Raw genomic sequence first — 21251 nt, 5'->3', positions numbered from 1 at the left:
TCAGGGCCTATACCTGCCCCTGAAGACGATCAAGAGGAGTCCGCGCCATGGCCAATCCAACCGCAGCAATGCTGGTGATCGGGGATGAAATCCTGTCGGGCCGCACCCGCGATGCAAACATGCATTATCTGGCGCAGGAGCTGGCAAAACACGGCATTGATCTGAAAGAGGTTCGCATCGTCAGCGATGACGCCCCCGCCATCGAAGCGGCGGTCAAAGCGCTGTCTGACAGCCACGACACCGTCTTTACCAGCGGCGGCATTGGCCCGACCCATGACGATATCACCGCCGATTGCATTGCGCGCGCCTTCGACACCCCGATTGACGTTCGCGACGACGCGCGCGCGCTGTTGCAGGCGCATTACGACAAGTCCGGGCTGGAACTGAACGCCGCCCGCCTGCGCATGGCGCGTATCCCGGATGGCGCGACATTGATCGACAATCCGGTCTCGACGGCGCCGGGTTTCACCCTAAAGAACGTGCATGTGATGGCCGGGGTGCCGCTGGTGTTTCAGGCTATGGTCGCCAGCGTCCTGCCCACGCTGACCGGTGGCAGCCCCTTGTTGTCGCAAACCCTGCGCGTGGACCGGGGCGAAGGCGATATCGCCGCAAACCTGTCTGCGCTGGCCGAGGATTTCAGCGATCTGTCCATCGGTTGCTATCCGTTTCAGATCAACGGGGCCTTTGGGGCCAACGTGGTGGTGCGCGGCACCGATGGCAGCCGGATTGACGCGGCCATGACCCGTCTGGCGAAAGAGCTTGCGCTTTGAGCGGCGACTGGGCTGACATCGTCGACGGCACATGGCCTGCCGCGCGGTATCGCAGGCTGGGGCCGTTTCAGCTGCGCGAAGGGCAGGGCGGTGGCTCGCGTGTTTCTGCGGCCAATGCACTGGCCCCGGCCAGCGATGCCGATATCGACGCGGCCGAGGCCGCGATGCAGGCCATGGGGCAGAAATCCATCTTCTGCCTGCGTCCGGGGGATGAGGCGCTGGATGCAAAGCTGGCGCAACGGGGATATGACATCCTTGATCCGGTCAACATCTATACGTGCCCCGTCTCTCACCTCACCGATCAGCCGATCCCTCCGGTCATGGTGTTTTCGGTCTGGGAGCCGCTTGAAATCATGCGCGAAATCTGGGCGGCCGGTGGGATCGGGCCCGAACGTCTGGCGGTGATGGAGCGCGCGAAGGGTCCCAAAACCGGTTTGCTTCTGCGCCACAACGACCAACCCAGCGGTGCAGCCTTCGTAGCAATGCATGACGATGTCGCGATGCTTCATGCGCTTGAAATCCTGCCCGCGCACCGCCGTCAGGGGCTGGGTCAGTGGACCATGCGCGCCGCGGCGATTTGGGCAGGTGACAACGGCGCACAAAGCCTCAGTGTGATCTGCACCAAGGCCAATGAAGGTGCCAATGGTCTCTATCGCGCCCTCGGGATGGAGATCGCCAGCGAATACCATTACCGTCACCTTGTCTGAGCAAAAGGGGTCGCCATGACACAGAAAGACATGCCCACCGCGCTGAACCTGCCCATGGTCGATCCGCTGCCGCCGGAAACGCAGAAATATTTCGATATCTGTGTCGAAAAGCTGGGCATGGTGCCGAATGTGCTAAAGGCAAACGCCTTCGACATCGACAAGCTGAACACGTTCACGGCTATGTATAACGATCTGATGCTGGCCGACAGCGGCCTGTCCAAGCTGGAGCGCGAGATGATTGCCGTGGTCGTTTCGTCGATCAACAAGTGCTTCTACTGTCTGGTCGCGCATGGTGCCGCGGTGCGGCAGCTTTCGGGCAACCCGCAACTGGGTGAGATGCTGGTGATGAATTACCGTGTTGCACCGATCGAGCCCCGGCAGCGCGCGATGCTGGACTTTGCCGCCAAAATGACAACCGCCAGCGCCGAGATCGAAGAACCCGACCGCCAGAAACTGCGCGATGCAGGCTTTACCGACCGCGATATCTGGGACATTGCCAATGTTGCCGGGTTCTTCAACATGTCCAACCGGGTGGCCAGCGCCACGGCAATGGTGCCCAACCCCGAGTATCACGCGCAGTTTCGATGATCCGGTCAGCCGCCCTCATTGCCACGCTTTTTGCGGGGCCGGTTCTGGCGCAGGACCTGACCCTGCCAGCCAGCGCCCGCCAGATCAGCGACCGCACCTCGCCGTTGGACAGCTATGACCTGCCAACGGGGCCTTTTGCGAATGGCGCGGTGCCTGCTGACACTCTCGAAGGCCGGGTTGAACGCTACACGTGGCGGCTTCAGGCGGGCTCCAGCACAACCCTCCAGCTACTGGCCCCGCTGCGCGACCAGATCGAGGCGCAGGGCTACAAGATTCTGTTCGAATGTGATGCCCGCGCCTGTGGCGGGTTCGACTTCCGCTTTGGCACCGAGGTCGTTCCGACCCCGGACATGTATGTCGCCATTCAGGATTACCGTTTCCTGTCGGCCACCAAGGGGTCTGTTGCCCTCAGCCTGCTGGTCAGCCGCAACCCCCCGGACGGGTATGTCCAGATGATCCGCGTCACGCCCCAGAATGCACCGGACCCTGTTCCGGTCGTGATCGAACAGGCTGTCGAGGGGTCGGGCGGGCTGCTCGAAGCACTGGCAACATCGGGTCACGTGATACTGGACGATCTGCATTTCCCAACCGGTGAGGTTGCGCTGGACGAGGGGACTTATGCCTCTCTGACCCTGCTGGCCGGATATCTGGCCGAAAATCCCAAGATGCGCCTGGCGCTGGTGGGGCACACCGATGACACCGGCGCGTTGCAGGCCAATATTGCGGTCAGCAAAAGTCGGGCCGAGTCCGTCCGCACCCGTCTGATTGATGCGCATGGCGTGGCCGCCGACCGGATTGAGGCACAGGGCGTCGGCTATCTGTCCCCGCTCACATCGAACGCAACCCCCGAAGGGCGAGAGCTGAACCGCCGGGTCGAGGCGGTCTTGCTCGTCAACTGACCCACCACAGGTACAGCGGCAATCCGACCGTGATGTTGAACGGAAAGGACACACCCAGCGACAGGGTCAGATAAATCCCGGCCTCGGCCTTTGGCAGTGCGATTTTCATGGCGGCCGGAACCGCGATATAAGACGCCGAGGCCGACAGCACCATGAATAGGAACAGGCTGCCTTGCGGCAATCCGATTACCGCACCGACGGCCCAGGCCATCAGCGCGCCGATCAGGGGCATCAATACGCCAAAGGCGAACAGGCCAACCGACAGTTTGTCGCGATTGCTGATCAGGCTACGCCCCGCCGAAAGGCCCATATCCAGCAGGAACAAGCACAGGATGCCGGTGAAAGGCGTGACGATGAAAGGCGCGATCATCTGCATGCCGTCACCCCCGGTAATGGCCCCGATCAGGAACGCCCCGGTCAGCAGCACAATTGATCCATTGGCCAGCAGATCACGCCACAGCTTGTCATCCTTGACGCCATTGCCGCCGGTCTTGTGCGCCAGCCACAGCGCCGACAGAATGGCCGGCACCTCCATCGCTGCCGCCACCGCCACCATGAACCCGTCATGGGCAAGACCTACCAGATCCAGCAGGCTGGTGGCGGTGACAAAGGTGACAATCGAAATCGACCCGTAATGCCCTGCGACCGCCGCAGCGTTCAATGCATCCAGCCGTGTCATCATCCTCAGCAGGGCAAAGGCCACGAAGGGGATGGTAAAGGACAGGGCCACTCCGCCCAGCAGGGTCAGGAACAGTTGCAAATGGATGCCGTGCGCGGCCAGGCTGGCACCGCCTTTGAACCCGATGGCCAACAGCAGGTAGAGCGACATGAACTTGGCCGCGCCCGCCGGGATAGACAAATCGCTGCGCACAAAAGCGGCCAAAAGCCCTAGGGCAAAAAACAAAATGGTGGGCACCAGCAGGTTGCTGGACAGCGTCTCGATCACTCCGGGCATACTTGACTCCTGATCCCTCGTTTCAGGGCTAGGTGCCTTGCAAAATTGATTTCGCCAAATACTATCTTGTTAAGTTTAATATAGTTTTAGGTTATGAAATGCGTCCAACCCTGCGCCAATTGGAATACATCGTCACGGTCAGCCGCCTCGGACGGTTCAGTTTGGCCGCCGAAGTGCTGAATGTCAGCCAACCCAGCCTGTCGGCGCAAATTGCAACCGTAGAACAAGAGCTTGGCGTTCGGATCTTTGACCGCAATCGCGGCGGAATTCAGGTGACCACAAAGGGGGAAGAGTTCATCTCGCGCGCGCAAAGGATCCTTGCCGAGGTCAAGGACCTGCGCCACGCCATGACCAACGATATGCCGGTTGGAGGAAGGTTGCGGTTAGGCGTTTTGCCTTCGATCGGGCCATACCTGTTGCCGCAAGCCATCAAAGAGGTGCACCGCCTGCGCCCTGGATTACGCATTGTCGTGCGCGAGGAAAACACCCGCGATCTGGAACAGGGCCTGAAATCCGGTCGATTTGACCTGATCCTGTCAACGCCCGAGGATCACCCCAATACCGTGCAGCACCGCTTGTTCAATGAACCCCTCTGGGTCGCGGTGGCCGTTGACGACGTTCTGGCGCAGGACCCACAGGGCGTCAGTGCCGCCGACTTGCAGAACCGGCTGTTCCTGACCCTTGATCAAAGCCACCGCCTGTCGCGCATCGTCTATGCGCTGGCAGCGGAATGCGGCGGCGTGGTTTCGGATGAATATGAAGGCACGACGCTTGATTCCATTGTTCTGATGGCGGCTTCGGGGGTTGGGGTTGCGGTTCTGCCTGATCTTTATGCTCGCAGACAGGGGATCTACCGCGACGAGGTGCGCCTGCGACCGCTGTCCATTCCCAATGCAAATCGCGATATCGCATTGCTGGCGCGCAATGCCGAAACGCCGCCGCCGGGCCAGAACGTATTGATGGAAAGCCTGCGCTCTTCCGCGCGATCCATTGGTCTGACGGTGATCGGTTCATAAAAAAAGGCCCGCACTTTGACATGCGGGCCAAAGGTTGGTCTTCAGGGAGAAACTACCAATCCATCGGGCTTTTGTCTTCGAACGCATCGACCAGGAAATCGATGAAGGCCCGGACTTTGGGTTGTGTGAAGCGGCCGGGCGGGTAAACGGCGTAAATGCCTTGTACCTCGTCCGGCAGGGACGGCATGGCATCGACAACCTGCCCCGATTTCAACGCCTCGGCATAAAGATAGCTGGGCAGATACGCGATCCCCAGCCCCGAAATGGCCGCGTTCAGCAGCGACTGTCCGTCATTCACGCTCAGCCAGCCCGCGGTGCGCACCTGACGCTTTTCACCGGACGGTGCGGTCAGCTTCCAGACATTGCCTGACGACTGGCTGGAATAGTGCAGCAACTTGTGTTCGTTCAGATCGTCGATCTTCTGCGGGCGCCCGAACCGTTCGATATAGCTGGGCGCGGCAACCATGCGTTTGACCGTTTCGGTCAACTTGCGGGCGCGCAACGTGCTGTCTTCCAGCTCGCCGATGCGCACGGCCACGTCAAATCCTTCGGAAATCAGTTCGACATAGCGGTTGTTCAGAACCATGTTCACGGTGATGTCGGGGTAGACGGCCAGGAAATCGGAAAGGACCGGTGACAGATGATTGACGCCGAAATCCGTGGCAACGCTGATGCGCAGCAGTCCAGACGGGGCCGATTGCATCGATGTGACCAGCGAATCCGCTTCACCCGCATCATTCAGAACGCGACGTGCGCGGTCATAATAGGCAAGGCCGATTTCCGTCGGCGACACCCGGCGCGTGGTGCGGTTCAGCAACCGGGCCCCCAGACGCGCTTCGAGGCTCGAGACGTGTTTGGACACGGCCGATTTGGAGATGCCCATCTTCTTGGCCGCATCGGTGAAGCCACCCTGGTCCACCACATTGGCGAAGGCTTCCATTTCGGTCAGTCGGTCCATACTCGTTCCCCAGATATTGATTTCCAACCCGACTATCGCTCTGAATCTGGGCGGAATCGGGGCATACATGGGATAATATCAGGGATTTGAATCGGATCGTTTGCGTATGAGAAACGCGGAAACAGTAGTTTCCAAACCGGTCCTGAACCCTGCGATACTGCGTTTTCCGCGCAATTATGCGTTTCTGTTCATCTTAGAATGGCATTTTTGTGACCACAGACGGGGTCAAGAAATCCGTTTTCACCATCGCCGTCCTTGCCTGCCGAAGGGTGCCGTTCTGGCCCGCAACTAAGTGATCCGCCGTCCGACGGTGAAGACGTGGATCAGGCGGAGTTTTGCAACGGCCTTTGGCGCATTGGGTGCAAAACTCGCGCTGTCCGCCTAGGAAACGCTAAACCGGGGCGATCAGAACTTCGCCGCCAGCCGCGTGCCCTGATTGATCGCGCGCTTGGCGTCCAGCTCGGCGGCGACATCCGCACCCCCGATCACATGGGGGGTGATGCCCCGCTCGATCAGCGCGTCCGCCAGTGACCGTTCGGACACCTGACCGGCACACAGCACGATGGTGTCGGCCGCGATCACCGTCGGGTCCGCGCGCTCTTCGCCAAAGCTGACATGCAAGCCGTCATCGTCGATGCGCTCATAATTCACGCCACCCACGAAATTGACGTTCTTCATCTTCAGTGTTGCCCGGTGAATCCAGCCTGTGGTTTTGCCAAGACCTTTGCCGTGCGCCTGTTTCTTGCGCTGCAACAAGGTGACCTGACGCGCGGGGGCGCTGGGTTGCGGCCCCTCGGGCGCCAACCCCGCACGGTGTTCAGCCGGGTCCGTCACGCCCCATTCCTTCATCCACAGTGGCAGGTCGGTCGTGGCGCTGTGACCCTCTTCCAGCAGAAACTCGGACACATCAAAGCCGATGCCACCGGCCCCGATCACGGCAGCAGACTTGCCAACCTCGGCCTTGCCGCGCAGCACGTCGATGTAACTCAGCACGTTGTTCCGATCCTGCCCCGGTATCTGCGGATCACGCGGTCTTACGCCGGTGGCGATGACCACCTCGTCAAAGCCGGTCAGGTCATCTGCGCCAACCTCGCGGTTCAGTTCCACCTTCACGCCCAGATCATCCATCATGGTGCGGTACCAGTCGACCAGTCCCCAGAATTCTTCTTTCCCCGGCACCTGCTTGGCCATGTTCAGCTGCCCGCCGACCTCATCAGCGCGGTCGAACAGGGTGACGTCGTGACCGCGCTGGGCCGCGATCATTGCGGTCGACAGACCGGCAGGGCCTGCACCCACAATGGCAATGGATTTGCGCGTTTTTGCCGGTTCAATCACCAGTTCGGTCTCATGACAGGCGCGCGGGTTCACGAGGCATGAGGTCAGCTTGCCACTGAACGTGTGATCCAGACAGGCCTGATTGCAGGCAATGCAAGGCGCGATCTTTGCCGCCTGATCTGCCATCGCCTTGTTGACGAAATCTGCATCCGCCAGCATCGGGCGGGCCAGCGAGACCATGTCGGCGCAACCGGTCGACAGAACCTCTTCGGCCACCTCGGGCGTGTTGATCCGGTTTGATGTGATCACCGGTATCCCCACCTTGCCCATCAGCTTCTTGGTCACCCAGGCAAAGGCCGCACGCGGCACGCTGGTGGCAATTGTGGGAATCCGCGCCTCGTGCCAGCCGATCCCGGTATTGATGATCGTGGCCCCGGCCTTTTCGATCTCCTGCGCCAGTTGAACCACCTCGTCATGGGTCGAGCCGTTGGGGACCAGATCGATCATCGACAGCCGGTAGATGATGATGAAATCGGTGCCCACCGCCTCACGCGTGCGGCGCACGACCTCTATCGGCAGACGCATCCGGTTCTCATAAGACCCGCCCCAGCGGTCGGTGCGCTTGTTGGTATGGGTCACAAGGAACTGGTTCAGGAAGTACCCCTCGGACCCCATGATCTCGACCCCGTCATAGCCCGCCTTTTGCGCCAGTACGGCAGCGTTGACGATATCGCTGATCTGTTTCTCGATGCCCTCTTCATCCAGCTCAGTGGGCGGGAACGGAGAGATCGGCGATTTCACCGGGCTGGGGGCCACGCATTTCGGCCCATAGGCATAGCGCCCCGCGTGCAGGATCTGCATCGCGATCTTGCCGCCCGCTTCATGTACGCGCTGCGTCACGATGGAATGGTGCGCCACGTCCTTGTCGCTCACCATCATCGAGGCCCCCGGCAGGACCGAGCCTTCAAGGTTCGGACCTATCCCGCCTGTCACCATCAAGGCCACGCCGCCCCGCGCCCGATCCGCATAGAACTCGGCCACCCGGTTCCAGTCGCCGGTCTCCTCGAGCCCCGTATGCATCGAGCCCATCAACACGCGGTTTTTCAACGTGGTAAAGCCCAGATCCAGCGGGGCCAGCATATTCGGGTACGCAGTCATGGCGGAACTCTCCCTCCTGAATTTGCCCGCTAGATTGACGTTCGCGTCAACTTTGTCACGCGAAACCCCACGTCACCCTCTTTGCTGTAGCGCCGGTGATTGCTAGAGGTGGGCGGAACAACCCGATGAGGCCGCGCATGACCCCCGAAGAAATCGCCAAACTGCCCTATCGCCCCTGCGTCGGGCTGATGCTGATGAATGCCGAGGGGAGGGTTTTTGTGGGTATGCGAAACGACGGCCCACAAGACGCCTGGCAAATGCCGCAGGGCGGTGTGGACAAGGGCGAAGACCCCCGCGTCGCGGCCCTGCGCGAGCTGTGGGAAGAAACCGGGGTCACAGCTGATCTGGTCGAAGTCATCGCCGAAACCGAGGGCTGGCTGCCCTATGACCTGCCCCATGACATCGTGCCCCACATCTGGAAAGGACGCTATCGCGGGCAGGAACAAAAATGGTTCCTGCTGCGCTTCACCGGCGCCGACGATCAGATCAACATCGAAACCGACCACCCGGAATTCACCCGCTGGAAATGGCAGGAGCCCGACCGGCTGATCGCCGAAATCGTGCCCTTCAAGCGCGATGTGTATGAGCGCGTGGTCGAGGCTTTTTCCGACTATCTAAACGAACTCTGATCGCTAGGGATGCTTTTCAGGTTGTTCCGCTAAGCGGGACGAAACGGACACGCAGCAATACACAAAACTGCGCAATCCCATTGGAGCCACGTTCAAAACCAAGATGGGTAGCACTGCATCAGGTACTGAACGTCCAATTCACTTTGAAATGCTTCCGGGTGGCTTTGCATCATTTCTTGAATGAACTCCCGTCGTTGTCGTGCCGCTTCATGGTCATTCTCGCAGTACCGTGAAGGATCAGGGATACGTTCAAACAGTTTGTGCAACAATCTGAAAGGTTTCCAAGTATCGAGTTGTGGGGTGATGTGCAAAGTCATCGTTAGCCACCTTGGTTCATGGGTTCTCCATTCAGGTTATTGGCCAGCATCACCTTCTGGTATCGTGCTTGAATTTGTGCTGTTCTACATAAATGCAGAGCGAGAATTGGAACTGGTCCGATGTACGCGTTTTTCTGATGGTCGTCAGAGAGGGGTCGACGCTGGCCGCTTCTCGCAAACTCAGCATGGCCCAACCTACTGTGGCTAGGCGTATTGATGCATTGGAACATGCAGCCGGACTAGTTCTGTTCGAGCGTGACACCAGAGGCTTCAAACTCACGAAAAACGGACTCAATCTCGTCAAGAGCGCCGAGACGCTCGAAGCCGCAGCAAATATGTTTGCCAGACATGCAGGTGAATTGGCGGCAACAAAACCCATTCGTATCACTGCATATTCAGCGAACTTCTCGCCGCGAATGGTCGATATTGTCAATGAATTTTCAGCAAGTAACCCCGGCATAGCGTTTGAGTTCTTGCCTTCAGTGAGAGCTCTGGACCTGATGGCAGGTGAAGCAGATATAGCGCTACGATTGGTGCGGACTGAACCTGACCAAAATTTGATTTCAAGGAAGATTAGCGACGCGAAGTGGTCGCTGTTTGGTGGGAAAAGTTATGAGCAGGAATTTGGATTACCCACCTCATCTCAGGATTTGAAAGGCCACAGGTTCGTCACGTTCCAAAGAGGGGACGTCCCCAACGTTTTTCACCATTGGTTAGTTGAACGCATTGAGCCCCAGCAGATTGTGGCGACCTATAGCGAACTGGACTTAATGCATTCGGCGATCAGGGCGGGTCAAGGGTTGGGAATAAGCAACGTGAAGTTGCTTGAGCCGGACAAAACCCTCATCAGGTGCTTCGACGAGATCGAGGAGCTGTCAGCGCCACATTTGTTGTTGGTTTCACCAGATGCCTACCGACGACCTGAAGTTAGAGCCTTCGTCAAATATTTCGCACCTCGCTATGCGGTAATTTTTAAGGAACAAGCCACCTAAGGCTGAATGAAGCTGCAGCCGACAAGATTGCGAGTTCCCTTCTGAGATGAGAGTTGACGTGGTCCACCTTGGACTCAAAGCAACCCTTCTTCCCGCAACAATTCCAGCATATCCGCCTCGGGTCTCGGGCCGATATGGCTGATAACCTCGCGGGCACAGACGTTGCCGATCCTGGCACAGGTCTCGTAGTCGCGTCCTGTGGCCATTCCGTACAGGAACCCCGCAGCGAACTGGTCACCGGCACCTGTTGCATCTACGGGGACGATCCTCTTGACCGGCACTTCGATGCGCGCGCCTCCGTTCAGGACGGTCACGCCATCACCCGAGCGCGTGCAAACCACCAGCGGGCAAATCTCGGCGGTCTTGATCAGCGCCTCTTCCAGATCGTCGGTTTCAAACAGCGATTTGATTTCGGCCTCGTTGCCAATGACGAAATCCAGCTCATTCTCGATCAGCAGTAGGAAATCGACCCGGTGCCGTTCCACGCAGAACGGGTCGGAAATGGCGATCCCGGTCTTGCCGCCGCCCTTGTGGCAGGCGCGTGCGGCCTCAAGAAACGCGGCTTTTCCCTTTTCCTTGTCGAACAGATAGCCCTCAAGGAACATGATCTGGCTGCTTCCGGCGACCTCATCGGGCACGTCATGCGACGACAGTTCCGAGGAGATGCCCAGATAGGTGTTCATCGACCGCTCGCCATCGGGCGAGACAAAGATCATCGAGCGCGAGGTCGGCAATTCCCCGCCCGGAACAGGCGGGTTCACGAAATCGACGCCATCTTCGTTCATCGCATCCGCATAGAACCGGCCCAGCGCGTCGTCATGCACCCGTCCGATAAAGGCGGCATCCAACCCCAGCGCACCCGCGCCCGCAATCGTGTTGGCAACAGACCCGCCCGGCGTCTGTACCCGGCCCTCCATCGAGGCATACAGCAGCTCGCCGCGCTCCTGCTCGATCAGCTGCATGATGCCCTTTTCAATGCCCATCAGTTCCAGGAAACTGTCATCGGCCTGCGAGATCACGTCCACAACGGCATTTCCGATACCGGTCAGCTGGTAGGTTTTCATAATGTCTTGTCCTCGAATTGACAGAGATCACGGATGATGCAGGTCGGGCATTGCGGCTTGCGCGCCTTGCAATGGTACCGGCCATGCAGGATCAGCCAGTGATGCGCATGGAGTTGAAAATCGGCGGGGATGTTGTCTTCGATGGCGCGCTCGACCGCGTCCACGTCCTTGCCAGGGCAGATGCCGGTGCGGTTGCCGACGCGAAAGATATGCGTGTCCACAGCCTGCGCCGGCTGCCGCCACCACATGTTCAGCACAACGTTGGCGGTCTTGCGCCCGACACCCGGCAGCGATTGCAGCGCTGCACGGGAATTTGGGACTTCACCGCCATAGTCTTCGACCAGAATACGGCTCAGCTTGATGACGTTCTTGGCCTTCTGGCGGAACAGTCCGATGGTCTTGATATGCTCGATCAGGCCCTCCTCGCCCAGATCCAGCATCTTTTGCGGCGTATCGGCGATCTTGAACAATTCGCGCGTGGCCTTGTTGACCCCCGCATCGGTTGCCTGCGCCGACAGCGCCACGGCCACGACCAGCGTGTAGACATTCACATGCTCAAGCTCACCCTTGGGTTCGGGGTCGGCCTCCTGAAAGCGCGTAAAGATCTCGCGGATCGTATGATAGTCGAGTTGCTTTGCCATCCGGGCCTTAATGCCGCCCGAGGGGCCGCGACACAAGCCCAAAGCCAATGCGCAAGTTCCGGGTCGCGGCAGCGTGTCGCGCGCGCTATGGTTTGTGCCAGACAATGAGGTGCAACCATGAACGTCCAGACCCCCGAAAGCGGATACCACTATAACGTCATGCGCCGGGCAATCGACCTGATTGATCAGGGCGGTGAAACCCTCAGCCTCGATGAGTTGGCCCGCCAGATGGATATGAGCCCGGCGCATTTCCAGCGCCTGTTCTCGCGTTGGACTGGTGTGTCGCCAAAACGGTATCAGCAATACCTTACGCTGGGCCATGCAAAGGCGCTGCTGCGCGAACGGTTCACCACGCTTGAAACCGCCCATAATGTCGGCCTGTCCGGCAGTGGCCGCCTGCATGATCTGTTCCTGAAATGGGAATCCATGAGCCCCGGCGAATACGCCCGCAAGGGCACGGGTCTGACGATCTATTGGGGCTGGTTCGAATGCCCCTTTGGTCCCGCGCTGGTCATGGGCACCGACAAGGGGATCTGCGGCATCGCCTTCGGGGCCGAAACCGGAGAGAAGGCGGCGATGGAGGATATGGTCTCGCGCTGGCCCAACGCGGATTATGTCGAAGATACCATGCGTCTGCGCCCCTGGGTTCTCAGCGCTTTCGGCACGGCCCGCGACCGGTTAGAGCCGACGCCGCTCTACCTGATCGGCTCGCCCTTGCAGATCAAGGTATGGGAAGCACTGATGCACATCCCGTCGGGGCAGGTGACGACCTATTCCGAGATCGCGCAGCGCGTGGGTTCGCCGCAGGCCGTGCGCGCCGTGGGCACGGCGGTCGGGCGAAACCCGGTCAGTTGGCTGATCCCGTGTCACCGCGCCCTGCGCAAATCCGGGGGGTTGGGCGGCTATCACTGGGGTCTGCCGGTCAAACGGGCCATGTTGGCCTATGAGGCGGCGCAGGCCGACGCCTGATTGACAGAAGGCCCGACCGCTGCCAAAAAGCACTGCAGGTTCGGGTCCCCTGCCGTTCGCGGCCATAGGCTTTGGTGAAACCCGGTTGAACAAACATCTGTTGCCCTTTCCCGGCGCGCGGATGGTAATGCGAACCCCGTCCTAAACTCGCGCCCGTTCAAGGAAACGAGGCAAAACATGACACTGTCACAAGACATCGCTCCGCTGGAGGAGCTGAAAGAGCAGGCCAAACGCCTGCGACGGAAACTGCACGACACCGGCGTTCAGCTGTCGCACGGTCAGGCGCTGGAACTGGTGGCTCATCAACATGGGGTGCGCGACTGGAACACATTGCACGCGATGGCGGGCAACCGGATGCGCTTGCGCGTGGGCGACCGGGTCGAAGGTCGATACCTGGGCCAGCCCTTCACGGCGGAAATTCGTGGTCTGACCATGCTGGGGGACGGTGCACACCGCCGGGTGACCCTACAGTTCGACACGCCTGTCGATGTAGTCCGGTTCGACAGTTTCTCGGCCTATCGCCAGCGCGTGACAGGAGAGATTGGCTGGGACGGTCGTTCCCGTCGCCATACGTCCGACGGGGAACCCCAGCTAGTGGTGCGGCCTGTCTGACATAACACGGGCGAGGCAACCGCGTTGCCTCGCCCTCTCATCTTGCATTGCGCTGGGTGTATTATTCAGCCGCCCAGCCGCCGACGGATTTGACTTCCAGAAAGTCTTCCAGCCCCCAAACGCCACCTTCGCGCCCGTTGCCGGATTGCTTCATCCCACCAAACGGAGAGCCCGCGCTGCGCGACTGGCCGTTCATCTCGACCATGCCCGACCGCAGAACCCGCGCCATGCGGTTGGCGCGCGCCTTGTCCTGCGTCTGCACATAATTGGTCAGGCCATAAGGCGTGTCATTGGCGATCTCGACAGCCTCTTCCTCGGTGTCGAACGGGATCATGGTCAGGACGGGGCCAAAGATTTCCTCGCGCGCGATGGTCATCTGGTTGTTGGCATCGGCAAAGACCGTGGGGCGGACATAATAGCCCTTGTTCAGCCCCTCAGGGCGTCCGGTGCCGCCCGCGACCAGCCGCGCCCCTTCGTCGATACCTTTCTGGATCAGGTCCTGAATCTTGGTCCATTGAACCTCATTCACGACGGGTCCGATATGGCGGCCCTCGTCCGCGGCATTGCCCACCGTGACCTTGCTGGCGACCTCGGCGGCGATCTCAACGGCCTGATCATAGATCGGGCGCTGCACCAGCATCCGGCTGGGGGCATTACAGCTTTGGCCGGTGTTGTTCATCATATGCAGCACGCCGCGTTTGACAGCCTTTTCATCGGCATCGGCAAAGACCACATTGGCGCCTTTGCCGCCCAGCTCCAGATGCACTTTCTTGAGCGTTTCCGCCGCGTTCTTCGAAATTGCCGTACCCGCACGGGTCGATCCGGTAAAGCTGACCATATCCACGTCGGGATGACCCGACAGCTGCGAACCAACGCCCGGGCCATCGCCGTTCACCAGATTGAATACACCGGGCGGGAACCCTGCCTCGTCCATCATCTCGGCAAAGATCATCGCATTCAGCGGGCTTTGCTCGGAGGGTTTCAGAACCATCGTGCAGCCCGCAATCGCCGCCGCACCGACCTTGAGCGTGACCTGGTTCATCGGCCAGTTCCAGGGCGTGATCAATGCGGCCACGCCAACCGCCTCATAGATGATCCGGTCATTCGGGGCGTGATCCCCCAGAGGGCGTTCAAACTGAAACGCCTTGGCCGCGCGGATGAAGTTCTGTAAATGCCATGTGCCTGCACCAACCTGCTGGCTGCGCGACATGTCAATCGGCGCACCCATTTCCAGCGACATGGCCTGCGCCAGATCTTCCGCGCGGGTCTGGTAGATGTCGATCAGCTTCTCGACCAGTGCGATGCGGGTCTCCACCGGCGTTGCCATCCAGCCCGGCAGGGCGGCCTTGGCGGCGGCAACCGCCGCATCCGTGTCGGCCTGACCACCCAGCGAGATCACCGCGCACGGCTCCTCGGTCGAGGGGTTGATGACCTCGAAATCATTGGGTTGCGACGGCGCGACCCATTGACCATTGATATAGAAATTCCGTTTCTCGATCATCCTGAGCCCTCCTGTCGGTTCAGCTAGAATCCGGCTGTTCGCCGACACTCTGTCACCCAAGCGAAGAGGGGGCAATAGATAATTTGATCAAATTATTTTTCCAGTGAAACCGGCGAATTCCTTGGCCGCGACCACGATGAAAGGTTTAACCTTCGCACAAAGTGATTAGGTTTCAGGCAATCGACTCGGATTTTCAACAGGAAAGGAAGTAGCCATGGGTTTGCGCATCAACGATACGGTCCCGAACTTCACCGCAGAAACAGATCAGGGCACCATTCAGTTTCACGACTGGATTGGCGACAGCTGGGCCATTCTGTTCTCGCACCCCAAGGATTTCACGCCTGTCTGCACCACCGAATTCTCGGCCGTCGCGCAGCTGAACGACGAATGGGCCGCGCGCAACACCAAGGTGATCGGCGTGTCGGTTGACGGTGTTGAAGACCACAAGAAATGGAAGAAGGACATCGAGGAATACGGCAAGGCCAATCCCAGTTTCCCGATCATCGCTGATGACGGTCTGGCCGTGTCGAAAGCCTTCGACATGCTGCCTGCCGAAGCTTACCTTCCCGATGGCCGCACCCCGGCGGACAGCGCCACCGTGCGGTCGGTCTTTATTATCGGCTCGGACAAGCAGCTGAAACTGTCGATGACCTATCCGATGACCGTGGGTCGCAACTTTGCGGAAATCCTGCGCGCGCTGGATGGGTTGCAGATGTCGTCGAAAGGTGTCGCAACGCCCGCCAACTGGGTGCCGGGTGAAGACGTGATCATCCCGCCCTCTGTGTCGAACGAAGACGCCACGGCCAAATTCGGCGCGTTCGAGACGATCTTCCCCTATCTGCGCAAGACCAAAGCGCCGTCCTGAGGCGGTTCCCGGGTCAGGGGGGCTGTCTGCCCCCCATCGCGCCTGCCGGCACAATTCCCCCCGAGGATATTTGGGGCCAGATGAAGCAGGCGGGGGCAGGATGACCTGAGAGAAACCTGCCCCTAGACCTCAGAACTTGTACCGAAGCCCGAAATTGACACTGAACGTATCCAGATCGTCTTCGACAATGCCGGTCAACGCGCCGTTCGGGGCCAGTCGCCGCGACGAGACGTCAAAGGCGCGGGCATAGCGGGCGTCGACGGTAAAGGCGGTTGACGGGTTGATCTCGTAAGCCACACCGGCGATCAGCTGCGCGGCAAAGGTGGTGTCGCTGTCATCCAGCACCACACCCGGCCCATAGGCAAAATCCAGATCCGAATAAGTGGCCCCCAGGCCAAACCCGGCATAGGGCGTCAGCGCACCCGTCTGTTTGAAATCGAACAGCACATTGGCAAACAATGAGGTCTGTGTGACATCGCCCGAGATATTGCCCTCGGCCCCCGGCCCGTTGCCCGAGAAGTTCACACCATCCACGTCGCTGTCGCGGTAAGACAGCTCCAGCTCAATCCGCGTGCCGAACCTGTCATTGGACCATTGCGGGATCTCCTTGCCGATGGCCACGCCCAGACCGAAACCCGCGTCGAACTCTGTGTCGACCGATTGCGGCGCGCCGCCGATCGTGCCCGCGAAATCGCTGTCCTGCAGCTGGCTGTACCCGACAAAGCCCTGAATATAGGTGCCGTCGCCCAGGCTCTGCGCGGCAAGCGCCGTCGCGCTGACGGCGAGGGCCGTTGAGGTAAGTAAAACGTGCTTGATCATGATTGTCTCCGTTGCTCCAAACTCTGCTTGGCTTCGATGTGGGCGGGCTTGGCGGAAAGGAAAGGCGCGGGGTTATCACTTCGTTTCACAGGGTTTTGGACGCGCGTGAATGAATAGATCCGGGGCTGGGCAGGCCCGTTCATCTGCCGTCTCACGGCCCTCAGGTTCTGGTTCGGGGCAATTTGTGATAAGATGTTCCGGGGCAAAACTCAGGCATAAGACCAATCACCTCGGGCTGTCGGACTGTACTTAGCGGGAGAAGACCATGGCTTTTACAGATTGGTATGTTGAAGGAGAGAGTTTCGGGAACTGCAATTGCGGCTATGCCTGCCCCTGCCAGTTCGAAGAGTTGCCGACCCATGGCGATTGCCGGGGGTTCGAAGTGCTTGAGGTGACCAAAGGGCATTTCGGCGACACCGACCTTAGCGGGACCAAAGCCGCGCTGATCTATGCCTGGCCGGGGCCGATCTTTGAAGGCGGCGGCGAGATGCAGGTGATCGTCGATCCCGCAGCAACCCCGGCACAGCGCGACGCGTTGGAAAAGGTCTTTCACGGCGAAGAAACCGAAGAAATGGCGACGCATTGGTACGTGTTCAGGGCAATGTGCGAGACGGTCCATGACACGCTCTACCTGCCGATCGAATTCGAGATGGACCTCGAAGAACGCACGGCCAGCGTTACCGTTGGTGATGTCCTGAATTCCACCGGACAGCCGATCCAGGCCCCACATGGCGGCGGCGCGCATCGGGTGCGCATCGATATCCCCGGCGGGATCGAGTTTTCCATTGCCGAGATCGGCAGCGCCTCGACCCGCTCTGATGCCGCGATCAAGCTGGACCTAAAGGACAGCTATGGCCAGTGGCATCTACTGAAACACGGCCCCGGCGGGGTTGCCCACTGATCGGCACCCCTGTCAGGCGGCGTGTGCAGATGTGTTCGGGACAGGAGTCCAGCAGGGCAGCGTCAGATCCGCCTTCAGCACCCGAACCTCAAAGGGTTTCAGCACCGGCAACGCGGTTGATCCATAGCCACCGGCACCGCAGGCCAGATTCGGAAACAGGGTGAACAGCTCGCGCCTTGTGGCCGGTGCCATCGCGCCCAATGTCGTGTCACCGGGATAGAAGGATTCGGACCAGATGCCTTCGACGTTCACCAGCTCATGCCGGTCAAAGAGGATATGGACGTATTCGACCCCTTGCGCGGGCAGCTCCTGAACAATTGTCCGCCCATTGATCAGCCCCTTGGCCGGGGCCAGCATCGCGGTCTCGCAATGCATCAGCTCCATCATCGCCGAAGTGACGGCGATCCGGTGTTGTGGTGAGACGACCAGATCACGGCTTGGGCTGTTTGTCCCGAAACACCCCGCCATGATCCGTACCGGGCAGAGATGAGGGTCCTGCTGCAACTCCTGCGCTGACAAGCGACGCCTGCCGATCCAGCGCACCGGGCGGGTATGGCCCTTGGCGTTGACAACCGGGTCGCCGGGATTCAGCGTCTCGACCCGGCGCAGCCCGACGGGCGTCCGGATCAGGGACCCGGCGGTGAAACACACGAAAGACGGCAAGGTCTGATACGTGGTTGGCGCTGCCGTCCCGCCAAAGCTGGTCCCCGTGATCGTATCGTTCAACTGCGCCTGACCCGAGGTGACGATGATGTAGCGCGGGTTCGAGAACTGAACCAGAATGAAGGTGACAGGTGCCCCGTTCACCGTTCCCGAATAGCTTTCGAAGGTGCTGAAATTCTGGCTTGTCCCGGAAAAACCGGGCAGGGCCGACAGGTCAAGCTGCGCGCTGTCAGGGTCAGGATCCTGCAACAGGGCGTCATTGTCGGTGATATCAACGGAATAAGCGGCAGTAATATCGACGCTTTTATTGCTGTAGGGGTCTGCGCTGATTTCGAAAACGGTTATCGAGGCCACGGTCGAAAAGCATCCCTGAATGCAACATGATCATCCTTATGGTTGAGTAAATACACGCATGAAGTGTTAACAATTGATTTACCAAGCCACGGGACGCCCGACACTCCTGACCGCGCGGACAAAAAAGCCCCGGTCGAAACCGGGGCCTTTCGCATTCAATCTGAGGGTTGGCAGATTATTCTGCGCTTTCCTCTTTCTTTTCTTTCTTCTCGGGAACGATCTCTTCGCCGGTTTCCTGATCGACCACTTTCATCGACAGGCGAACCTTGCCGCGATCGTCAAAGCCCAGCAGCTTGACCTTCACTTCCTGACCTTCCTTCAGAACATCCGACGGATGGTTCAGGCGGCGGTTTTCGATCTGGGACACGTGGACCAGACCGTCGCGCTTGCCAAAGAAGTTCACGAAGGCACCGAAATCGACGATCTTGACCACCTTGCCGGTATAGACCTGACCTTCTTCCGGCTCGGCCACGATCGACCAGATCATGTCATAGGCCTTCTTGATCGATTCCCCATCGGGCGATGCGATCTTGATGACGCCATCGTCGTTGATGTCGACCTTGGCACCCGAAACCTCGACGATCTCGCGGATGACCTTGCCGCCCGAACCGATCACTTCACGGATCTTGTCGGTCGGGATGTTCATGGTCTCAATGCGCGGTGCGTGGACCGAGAACTCGTTGGTCTCGGACAGGGCTTTGCCCATCTCGCCCAGGATGTGCATCCGGCCGTCCTTGGCCTGTGCCAGGGCGGTTTCCATGATCTGAGGCGTGATGCCCGCGACCTTGATGTCCATCTGAAGCGAGGTGATGCCGTTTGCAGTACCAGCAACCTTGAAGTCCATGTCGCCCAGGTGGTCTTCGTCACCCAGAATGTCGGTCAGAACCGCGTAAGACCCGTCATCTTCCAGGATCAGACCCATGGCCACACCGGCAACCGGGGCTTTCAGCGGAACACCCGCATCCATCATCGACAGCGAACCGCCGCAGACTGACGCCATCGAGCTGGAGCCGTTGGATTCGGTGATCTCGGACACCACGCGGATGGTATAGGGGAAGTCGGTCGGCGCAGGCAGAACCGCCTGCAGCGCGCGCCATGCCAGCTTGCCGTGACCGATTTCGCGACGGCCGGGCGAACCCACGCGGCCCACTTCACCAACCGAATAGGGGGGGAAGTTGTAATGCAGCAGGAAGTTCGATTTGAAGTTGCCGTGCAGCGCGTCGATGAACTGCTCATCGTCGCCGGTGCCCAGCGTGGTCACGGCCAGCGCCTGGGTTTCACCGCGGGTGAACAGGGCAGAGCCGTGGGTGCGCGGCAGCAATGAGGTTTCGGCTTCGATGGCGCGAACATCGGTGGTCGATCGACCGTCGATGCGCTTGCCGCCCTTGACGACGTCACCGCGCAGAATGCCGGCTTCCAGCTTTTTCATCGCCGAACCAAGGTTGGCGTCTTCCAGCTGTTCCTCGGTCAGCGCTTCCTTGATCGTTTCACGGGCAGCGGCAACAGCGGCGGTGCGCTCCTGCTTGTCGGTGATCGCGAACGCGGCGCGCATCTGCTCTTCACCGGCAGCCGACACGGCGGTGTAGAGCTCCGAGTAATCGGGTGCGACGAATTCGAACGGCTCTTTCGCGGCGTCTTCGGCCAGCGAAATGATCAGGTCGATGACCGGCTGGATCTGCTCATGCGCAAAGTTCACCGCACCCAGCATTTCGGCCTCGGACAGCTCATAGGCTTCCGATTCAACCATCATCACGGCGTCTTTGGTACCGGCAACAACAAGATCCAGACGCTGTTCAGGGTTCAGGCGCAGGTCCTGCATGTCGTCCACGGTCGGGTTCAGGACGTATTCGCCATCCACGAATCCAACGCGGGCACCGGCGATCGGGCCCATGAACGGCGCGCCGGAAATGGTCAGCGCAGCCGACGCGGCGATCATTGCAACGATGTCGGGATCATTGACCAGATCGTGGCTCAGCACGGTGCACATCACCAGAACTTCGTTTTTGAAACCGTCAACGAACAGCGGGCGGATCGGACGGTCGATCAGACGCGCGGTCAGCGTCTCTTTCTCGGTCGGGCGCGCCTCGCGCTTGAAGAAGCCACCCGGAACCTTACCGGCGGCATAGTATTTCTCTTGGTAATGTACGGTCAGCGGGAAAAAGTCCTGACCGGGTTTTTGGCTCTTGGCAAAGGTCACGTTGGCCATGACGCTGGTTTCGCCCAGCGTGGCAATCACGGTGCCGTCGGCCTGACGGGCAACCTTGCCGGTTTCCAGTGTCAGCGTCTCCTCGCCCCACTGCATCGATTTCTTCGTTACATCAAACATATGCGTATCCTAGAACGGAGCACTCCCGCCCCTGCGGGTCTCCGGTTTTGCATGGCGGCCCCATTGCCGCCGACCCCATTTATCTTCCGTTCGAGTGCCGGGGTCAGGGCACAACGTCTCAGATACCGCGCGCATACATGAGAATGCGTTCGAAGGAAAGCGAAACCGAAAAAGCTGGCCGGATCATGCTGAGGCAGGCCCTGACCCCTCGCAGCGCGATACAAGGCACAGGGGCCGCATGATGGTGCGATGCGTGCCATTGCCCCCCGTCC

At 59.8% G+C, this 21251-nt stretch carries 20 protein-coding genes; 11 read left to right on the top strand and 9 right to left on the bottom strand.

Annotated features, from left to right (window positions below; translation table 11 throughout):
- Nucleotides 1-47: 47 nt before the first annotated feature.
- From ACR3FC_RS08340 to ACR3FC_RS08325, 4 genes are read left to right on the top strand one after another with little or no spacing between them, the layout of a single operon-like run.
- Nucleotides 48-770, top strand: a complete 723-nt coding sequence (locus tag ACR3FC_RS08340; RefSeq protein ID WP_480474277.1) for a competence/damage-inducible protein A — start codon at nt 48-50, stop codon at nt 768-770.
- On the top strand, nt 767-1477 hold the full coding sequence (locus tag ACR3FC_RS08335) for a GNAT family N-acetyltransferase (RefSeq protein WP_480474276.1): 711 nt from the start codon (nt 767-769) through the stop codon (nt 1475-1477). The genes ACR3FC_RS08340 and ACR3FC_RS08335 overlap by 4 nt, the downstream gene beginning before the upstream one ends.
- 15 nt (nt 1478-1492) lie before the next feature.
- The gene (locus ACR3FC_RS08330) at nt 1493-2065 is read left to right on the top strand and encodes a peroxidase-related enzyme (protein WP_480474275.1); all 573 of its coding nucleotides are present in this window, start codon (nt 1493-1495) and stop codon (nt 2063-2065) included.
- On the top strand, nt 2062-2964 hold the full coding sequence (locus ACR3FC_RS08325) for an OmpA family protein (RefSeq protein ID WP_480474274.1): 903 nt from the start codon (nt 2062-2064) through the stop codon (nt 2962-2964). Before ACR3FC_RS08330 ends, ACR3FC_RS08325 begins: the two co-directional genes overlap by 4 nt.
- Here ACR3FC_RS08325 and ACR3FC_RS08320 read toward each other — a convergent pair.
- Nucleotides 2957-3919 (bottom strand): sodium-dependent bicarbonate transport family permease, encoded by a 963-nt coding sequence (locus ACR3FC_RS08320; RefSeq protein ID WP_480474273.1) that lies wholly within the window; start codon nt 3917-3919, stop codon nt 2957-2959. The genes ACR3FC_RS08325 and ACR3FC_RS08320 overlap by 8 nt on opposite strands.
- A gap of 98 nt (nt 3920-4017) precedes the next feature.
- Here ACR3FC_RS08320 and ACR3FC_RS08315 point away from each other — a divergent pair, with 98 nt between their 5' ends.
- Complete coding sequence (locus ACR3FC_RS08315) at nt 4018-4935, top strand: hydrogen peroxide-inducible genes activator (RefSeq protein WP_480474272.1); 918 nt, start codon at nt 4018-4020, stop codon at nt 4933-4935.
- 52 nt (nt 4936-4987) lie between these two features.
- On the opposite strand, the gene ACR3FC_RS08310 is transcribed toward ACR3FC_RS08315, so the two are convergent.
- Nucleotides 4988-5893, bottom strand: a complete 906-nt coding sequence (locus ACR3FC_RS08310) for a LysR family transcriptional regulator (protein WP_480474271.1) — start codon at nt 5891-5893, stop codon at nt 4988-4990.
- Between the two features lie 405 nt (nt 5894-6298).
- The gene (locus ACR3FC_RS08305; protein ID WP_480474270.1) at nt 6299-8326 is read right to left on the bottom strand and encodes an FAD-dependent oxidoreductase; all 2028 of its coding nucleotides are present in this window, start codon (nt 8324-8326) and stop codon (nt 6299-6301) included.
- A gap of 137 nt (nt 8327-8463) precedes the next feature.
- On the opposite strand from ACR3FC_RS08305, the gene ACR3FC_RS08300 reads away from it, so the two are divergent.
- Both ACR3FC_RS08300 and ACR3FC_RS08295 read left to right on the top strand, forming a co-directional pair.
- On the top strand, nt 8464-8955 hold the full coding sequence (locus ACR3FC_RS08300; RefSeq protein ID WP_480474269.1) for an RNA pyrophosphohydrolase: 492 nt from the start codon (nt 8464-8466) through the stop codon (nt 8953-8955).
- Between the two features lie 409 nt (nt 8956-9364).
- On the top strand, nt 9365-10264 hold the full coding sequence (locus tag ACR3FC_RS08295; RefSeq protein ID WP_480474268.1) for a LysR family transcriptional regulator: 900 nt from the start codon (nt 9365-9367) through the stop codon (nt 10262-10264).
- Nucleotides 10265-10338: 74 nt separating this feature from the next.
- On the opposite strand, the gene ACR3FC_RS08290 is transcribed toward ACR3FC_RS08295, so the two are convergent.
- Complete coding sequence (locus ACR3FC_RS08290; protein ID WP_480474267.1) at nt 10339-11328, bottom strand: adenosine kinase; 990 nt, start codon at nt 11326-11328, stop codon at nt 10339-10341.
- The gene (gene nth, locus ACR3FC_RS08285) at nt 11325-11969 is read right to left on the bottom strand and encodes an endonuclease III (RefSeq protein ID WP_209505105.1); all 645 of its coding nucleotides are present in this window, start codon (nt 11967-11969) and stop codon (nt 11325-11327) included. Before nth ends, ACR3FC_RS08290 begins: the two co-directional genes overlap by 4 nt.
- 117 nt (nt 11970-12086) lie before the next feature.
- On the opposite strand from nth, the gene ACR3FC_RS08280 reads away from it, so the two are divergent.
- Both ACR3FC_RS08280 and ACR3FC_RS08275 read left to right on the top strand, forming a co-directional pair.
- Nucleotides 12087-12938 carry a bifunctional helix-turn-helix domain-containing protein/methylated-DNA--[protein]-cysteine S-methyltransferase gene (locus ACR3FC_RS08280; protein WP_480474266.1) on the top strand — a complete coding sequence of 284 codons (852 nt, stop codon included), beginning with the start codon at nt 12087-12089 and terminating at the stop codon, nt 12936-12938.
- A 177-nt stretch (nt 12939-13115) separates the two neighbouring features.
- Nucleotides 13116-13550 (top strand): glyoxalase superfamily protein, encoded by a 435-nt coding sequence (locus ACR3FC_RS08275; protein WP_480474265.1) that lies wholly within the window; start codon nt 13116-13118, stop codon nt 13548-13550.
- A gap of 61 nt (nt 13551-13611) precedes the next feature.
- Here ACR3FC_RS08275 and ACR3FC_RS08270 read toward each other — a convergent pair whose 3' ends face one another.
- Nucleotides 13612-15051: an aldehyde dehydrogenase family protein gene (locus ACR3FC_RS08270; RefSeq protein WP_480474264.1), complete on the bottom strand. Its 1440-nt coding sequence runs from the start codon at nt 15049-15051 to the stop codon at nt 13612-13614.
- Between the two features lie 214 nt (nt 15052-15265).
- On the opposite strand from ACR3FC_RS08270, the gene ACR3FC_RS08265 reads away from it, so the two are divergent.
- Nucleotides 15266-15916, top strand: a complete 651-nt coding sequence (locus tag ACR3FC_RS08265) for a peroxiredoxin (RefSeq protein WP_480474263.1) — start codon at nt 15266-15268, stop codon at nt 15914-15916.
- 129 nt (nt 15917-16045) lie between these two features.
- Here the strand turns inward: ACR3FC_RS08265 and ACR3FC_RS08260 are convergent, their stop codons facing one another.
- The gene (locus ACR3FC_RS08260; RefSeq protein WP_480474262.1) at nt 16046-16735 is read right to left on the bottom strand and encodes an outer membrane protein; all 690 of its coding nucleotides are present in this window, start codon (nt 16733-16735) and stop codon (nt 16046-16048) included.
- A gap of 265 nt (nt 16736-17000) precedes the next feature.
- Here ACR3FC_RS08260 and ACR3FC_RS08255 point away from each other — a divergent pair, with 265 nt between their 5' ends.
- Nucleotides 17001-17636 carry a DUF1326 domain-containing protein gene (locus tag ACR3FC_RS08255; protein WP_480474261.1) on the top strand — a complete coding sequence of 212 codons (636 nt, stop codon included), beginning with the start codon at nt 17001-17003 and terminating at the stop codon, nt 17634-17636.
- 12 nt (nt 17637-17648) lie between these two features.
- Here ACR3FC_RS08255 and ACR3FC_RS08250 read toward each other — a convergent pair whose 3' ends face one another.
- Nucleotides 17649-18653, bottom strand: a complete 1005-nt coding sequence (locus tag ACR3FC_RS08250; RefSeq protein ID WP_480474260.1) for a Hint domain-containing protein — start codon at nt 18651-18653, stop codon at nt 17649-17651.
- A gap of 175 nt (nt 18654-18828) precedes the next feature.
- Nucleotides 18829-20979: a polyribonucleotide nucleotidyltransferase gene (gene pnp / locus ACR3FC_RS08245; protein ID WP_480474259.1), complete on the bottom strand. Its 2151-nt coding sequence runs from the start codon at nt 20977-20979 to the stop codon at nt 18829-18831.
- Nucleotides 20980-21251 lie beyond the last annotated feature (272 nt).

The sequence above is a fragment of the Ruegeria sp. AF3 genome (genome assembly GCF_056536285.1).
The sequence above is the reverse complement of the archived record's forward strand: the minus strand, read 5'-3'. Positions and strand labels throughout refer to the sequence as shown.

Excerpts from the sequence above, each read along its gene's own strand:
- ACR3FC_RS08295 (WP_480474268.1), top strand. The coding sequence starts at position 9,365 with ATGCAGAGCGAGAATTGGAACTGGTCCGATGTACGCGTTTTTCTGATG.
- ACR3FC_RS08280 (WP_480474266.1), top strand. The coding sequence starts at position 12,087 with ATGAACGTCCAGACCCCCGAAAGCGGATACCACTATAACGTCATGCGC.
- ACR3FC_RS08265 (WP_480474263.1), top strand. The coding sequence starts at position 15,266 with ATGGGTTTGCGCATCAACGATACGGTCCCGAACTTCACCGCAGAAACA.
- ACR3FC_RS08255 (WP_480474261.1), top strand. The coding sequence starts at position 17,001 with ATGGCTTTTACAGATTGGTATGTTGAAGGAGAGAGTTTCGGGAACTGC.
- ACR3FC_RS08320 (WP_480474273.1), bottom strand. The coding sequence starts at position 3,919 with ATGCCCGGAGTGATCGAGACGCTGTCCAGCAACCTGCTGGTGCCCACC.
- pnp (WP_480474259.1), bottom strand. The coding sequence starts at position 20,979 with ATGTTTGATGTAACGAAGAAATCGATGCAGTGGGGCGAGGAGACGCTG.
- nth (WP_209505105.1), bottom strand. The coding sequence starts at position 11,969 with ATGGCAAAGCAACTCGACTATCATACGATCCGCGAGATCTTTACGCGC.
- ACR3FC_RS08325 (WP_480474274.1), top strand. The coding sequence starts at position 2,062 with ATGATCCGGTCAGCCGCCCTCATTGCCACGCTTTTTGCGGGGCCGGTT.
- ACR3FC_RS08270 (WP_480474264.1), bottom strand. The coding sequence starts at position 15,051 with ATGATCGAGAAACGGAATTTCTATATCAATGGTCAATGGGTCGCGCCG.
- ACR3FC_RS08310 (WP_480474271.1), bottom strand. The coding sequence starts at position 5,893 with ATGGACCGACTGACCGAAATGGAAGCCTTCGCCAATGTGGTGGACCAG.
- ACR3FC_RS08290 (WP_480474267.1), bottom strand. The coding sequence starts at position 11,328 with ATGAAAACCTACCAGCTGACCGGTATCGGAAATGCCGTTGTGGACGTG.
- ACR3FC_RS08315 (WP_480474272.1), top strand. The coding sequence starts at position 4,018 with ATGCGTCCAACCCTGCGCCAATTGGAATACATCGTCACGGTCAGCCGC.
- ACR3FC_RS08275 (WP_480474265.1), top strand. The coding sequence starts at position 13,116 with ATGACACTGTCACAAGACATCGCTCCGCTGGAGGAGCTGAAAGAGCAG.
- ACR3FC_RS08330 (WP_480474275.1), top strand. The coding sequence starts at position 1,493 with ATGACACAGAAAGACATGCCCACCGCGCTGAACCTGCCCATGGTCGAT.
- ACR3FC_RS08340 (WP_480474277.1), top strand. The coding sequence starts at position 48 with ATGGCCAATCCAACCGCAGCAATGCTGGTGATCGGGGATGAAATCCTG.
- ACR3FC_RS08300 (WP_480474269.1), top strand. The coding sequence starts at position 8,464 with ATGACCCCCGAAGAAATCGCCAAACTGCCCTATCGCCCCTGCGTCGGG.
- ACR3FC_RS08305 (WP_480474270.1), bottom strand. The coding sequence starts at position 8,326 with ATGACTGCGTACCCGAATATGCTGGCCCCGCTGGATCTGGGCTTTACC.
- ACR3FC_RS08260 (WP_480474262.1), bottom strand. The coding sequence starts at position 16,735 with ATGATCAAGCACGTTTTACTTACCTCAACGGCCCTCGCCGTCAGCGCG.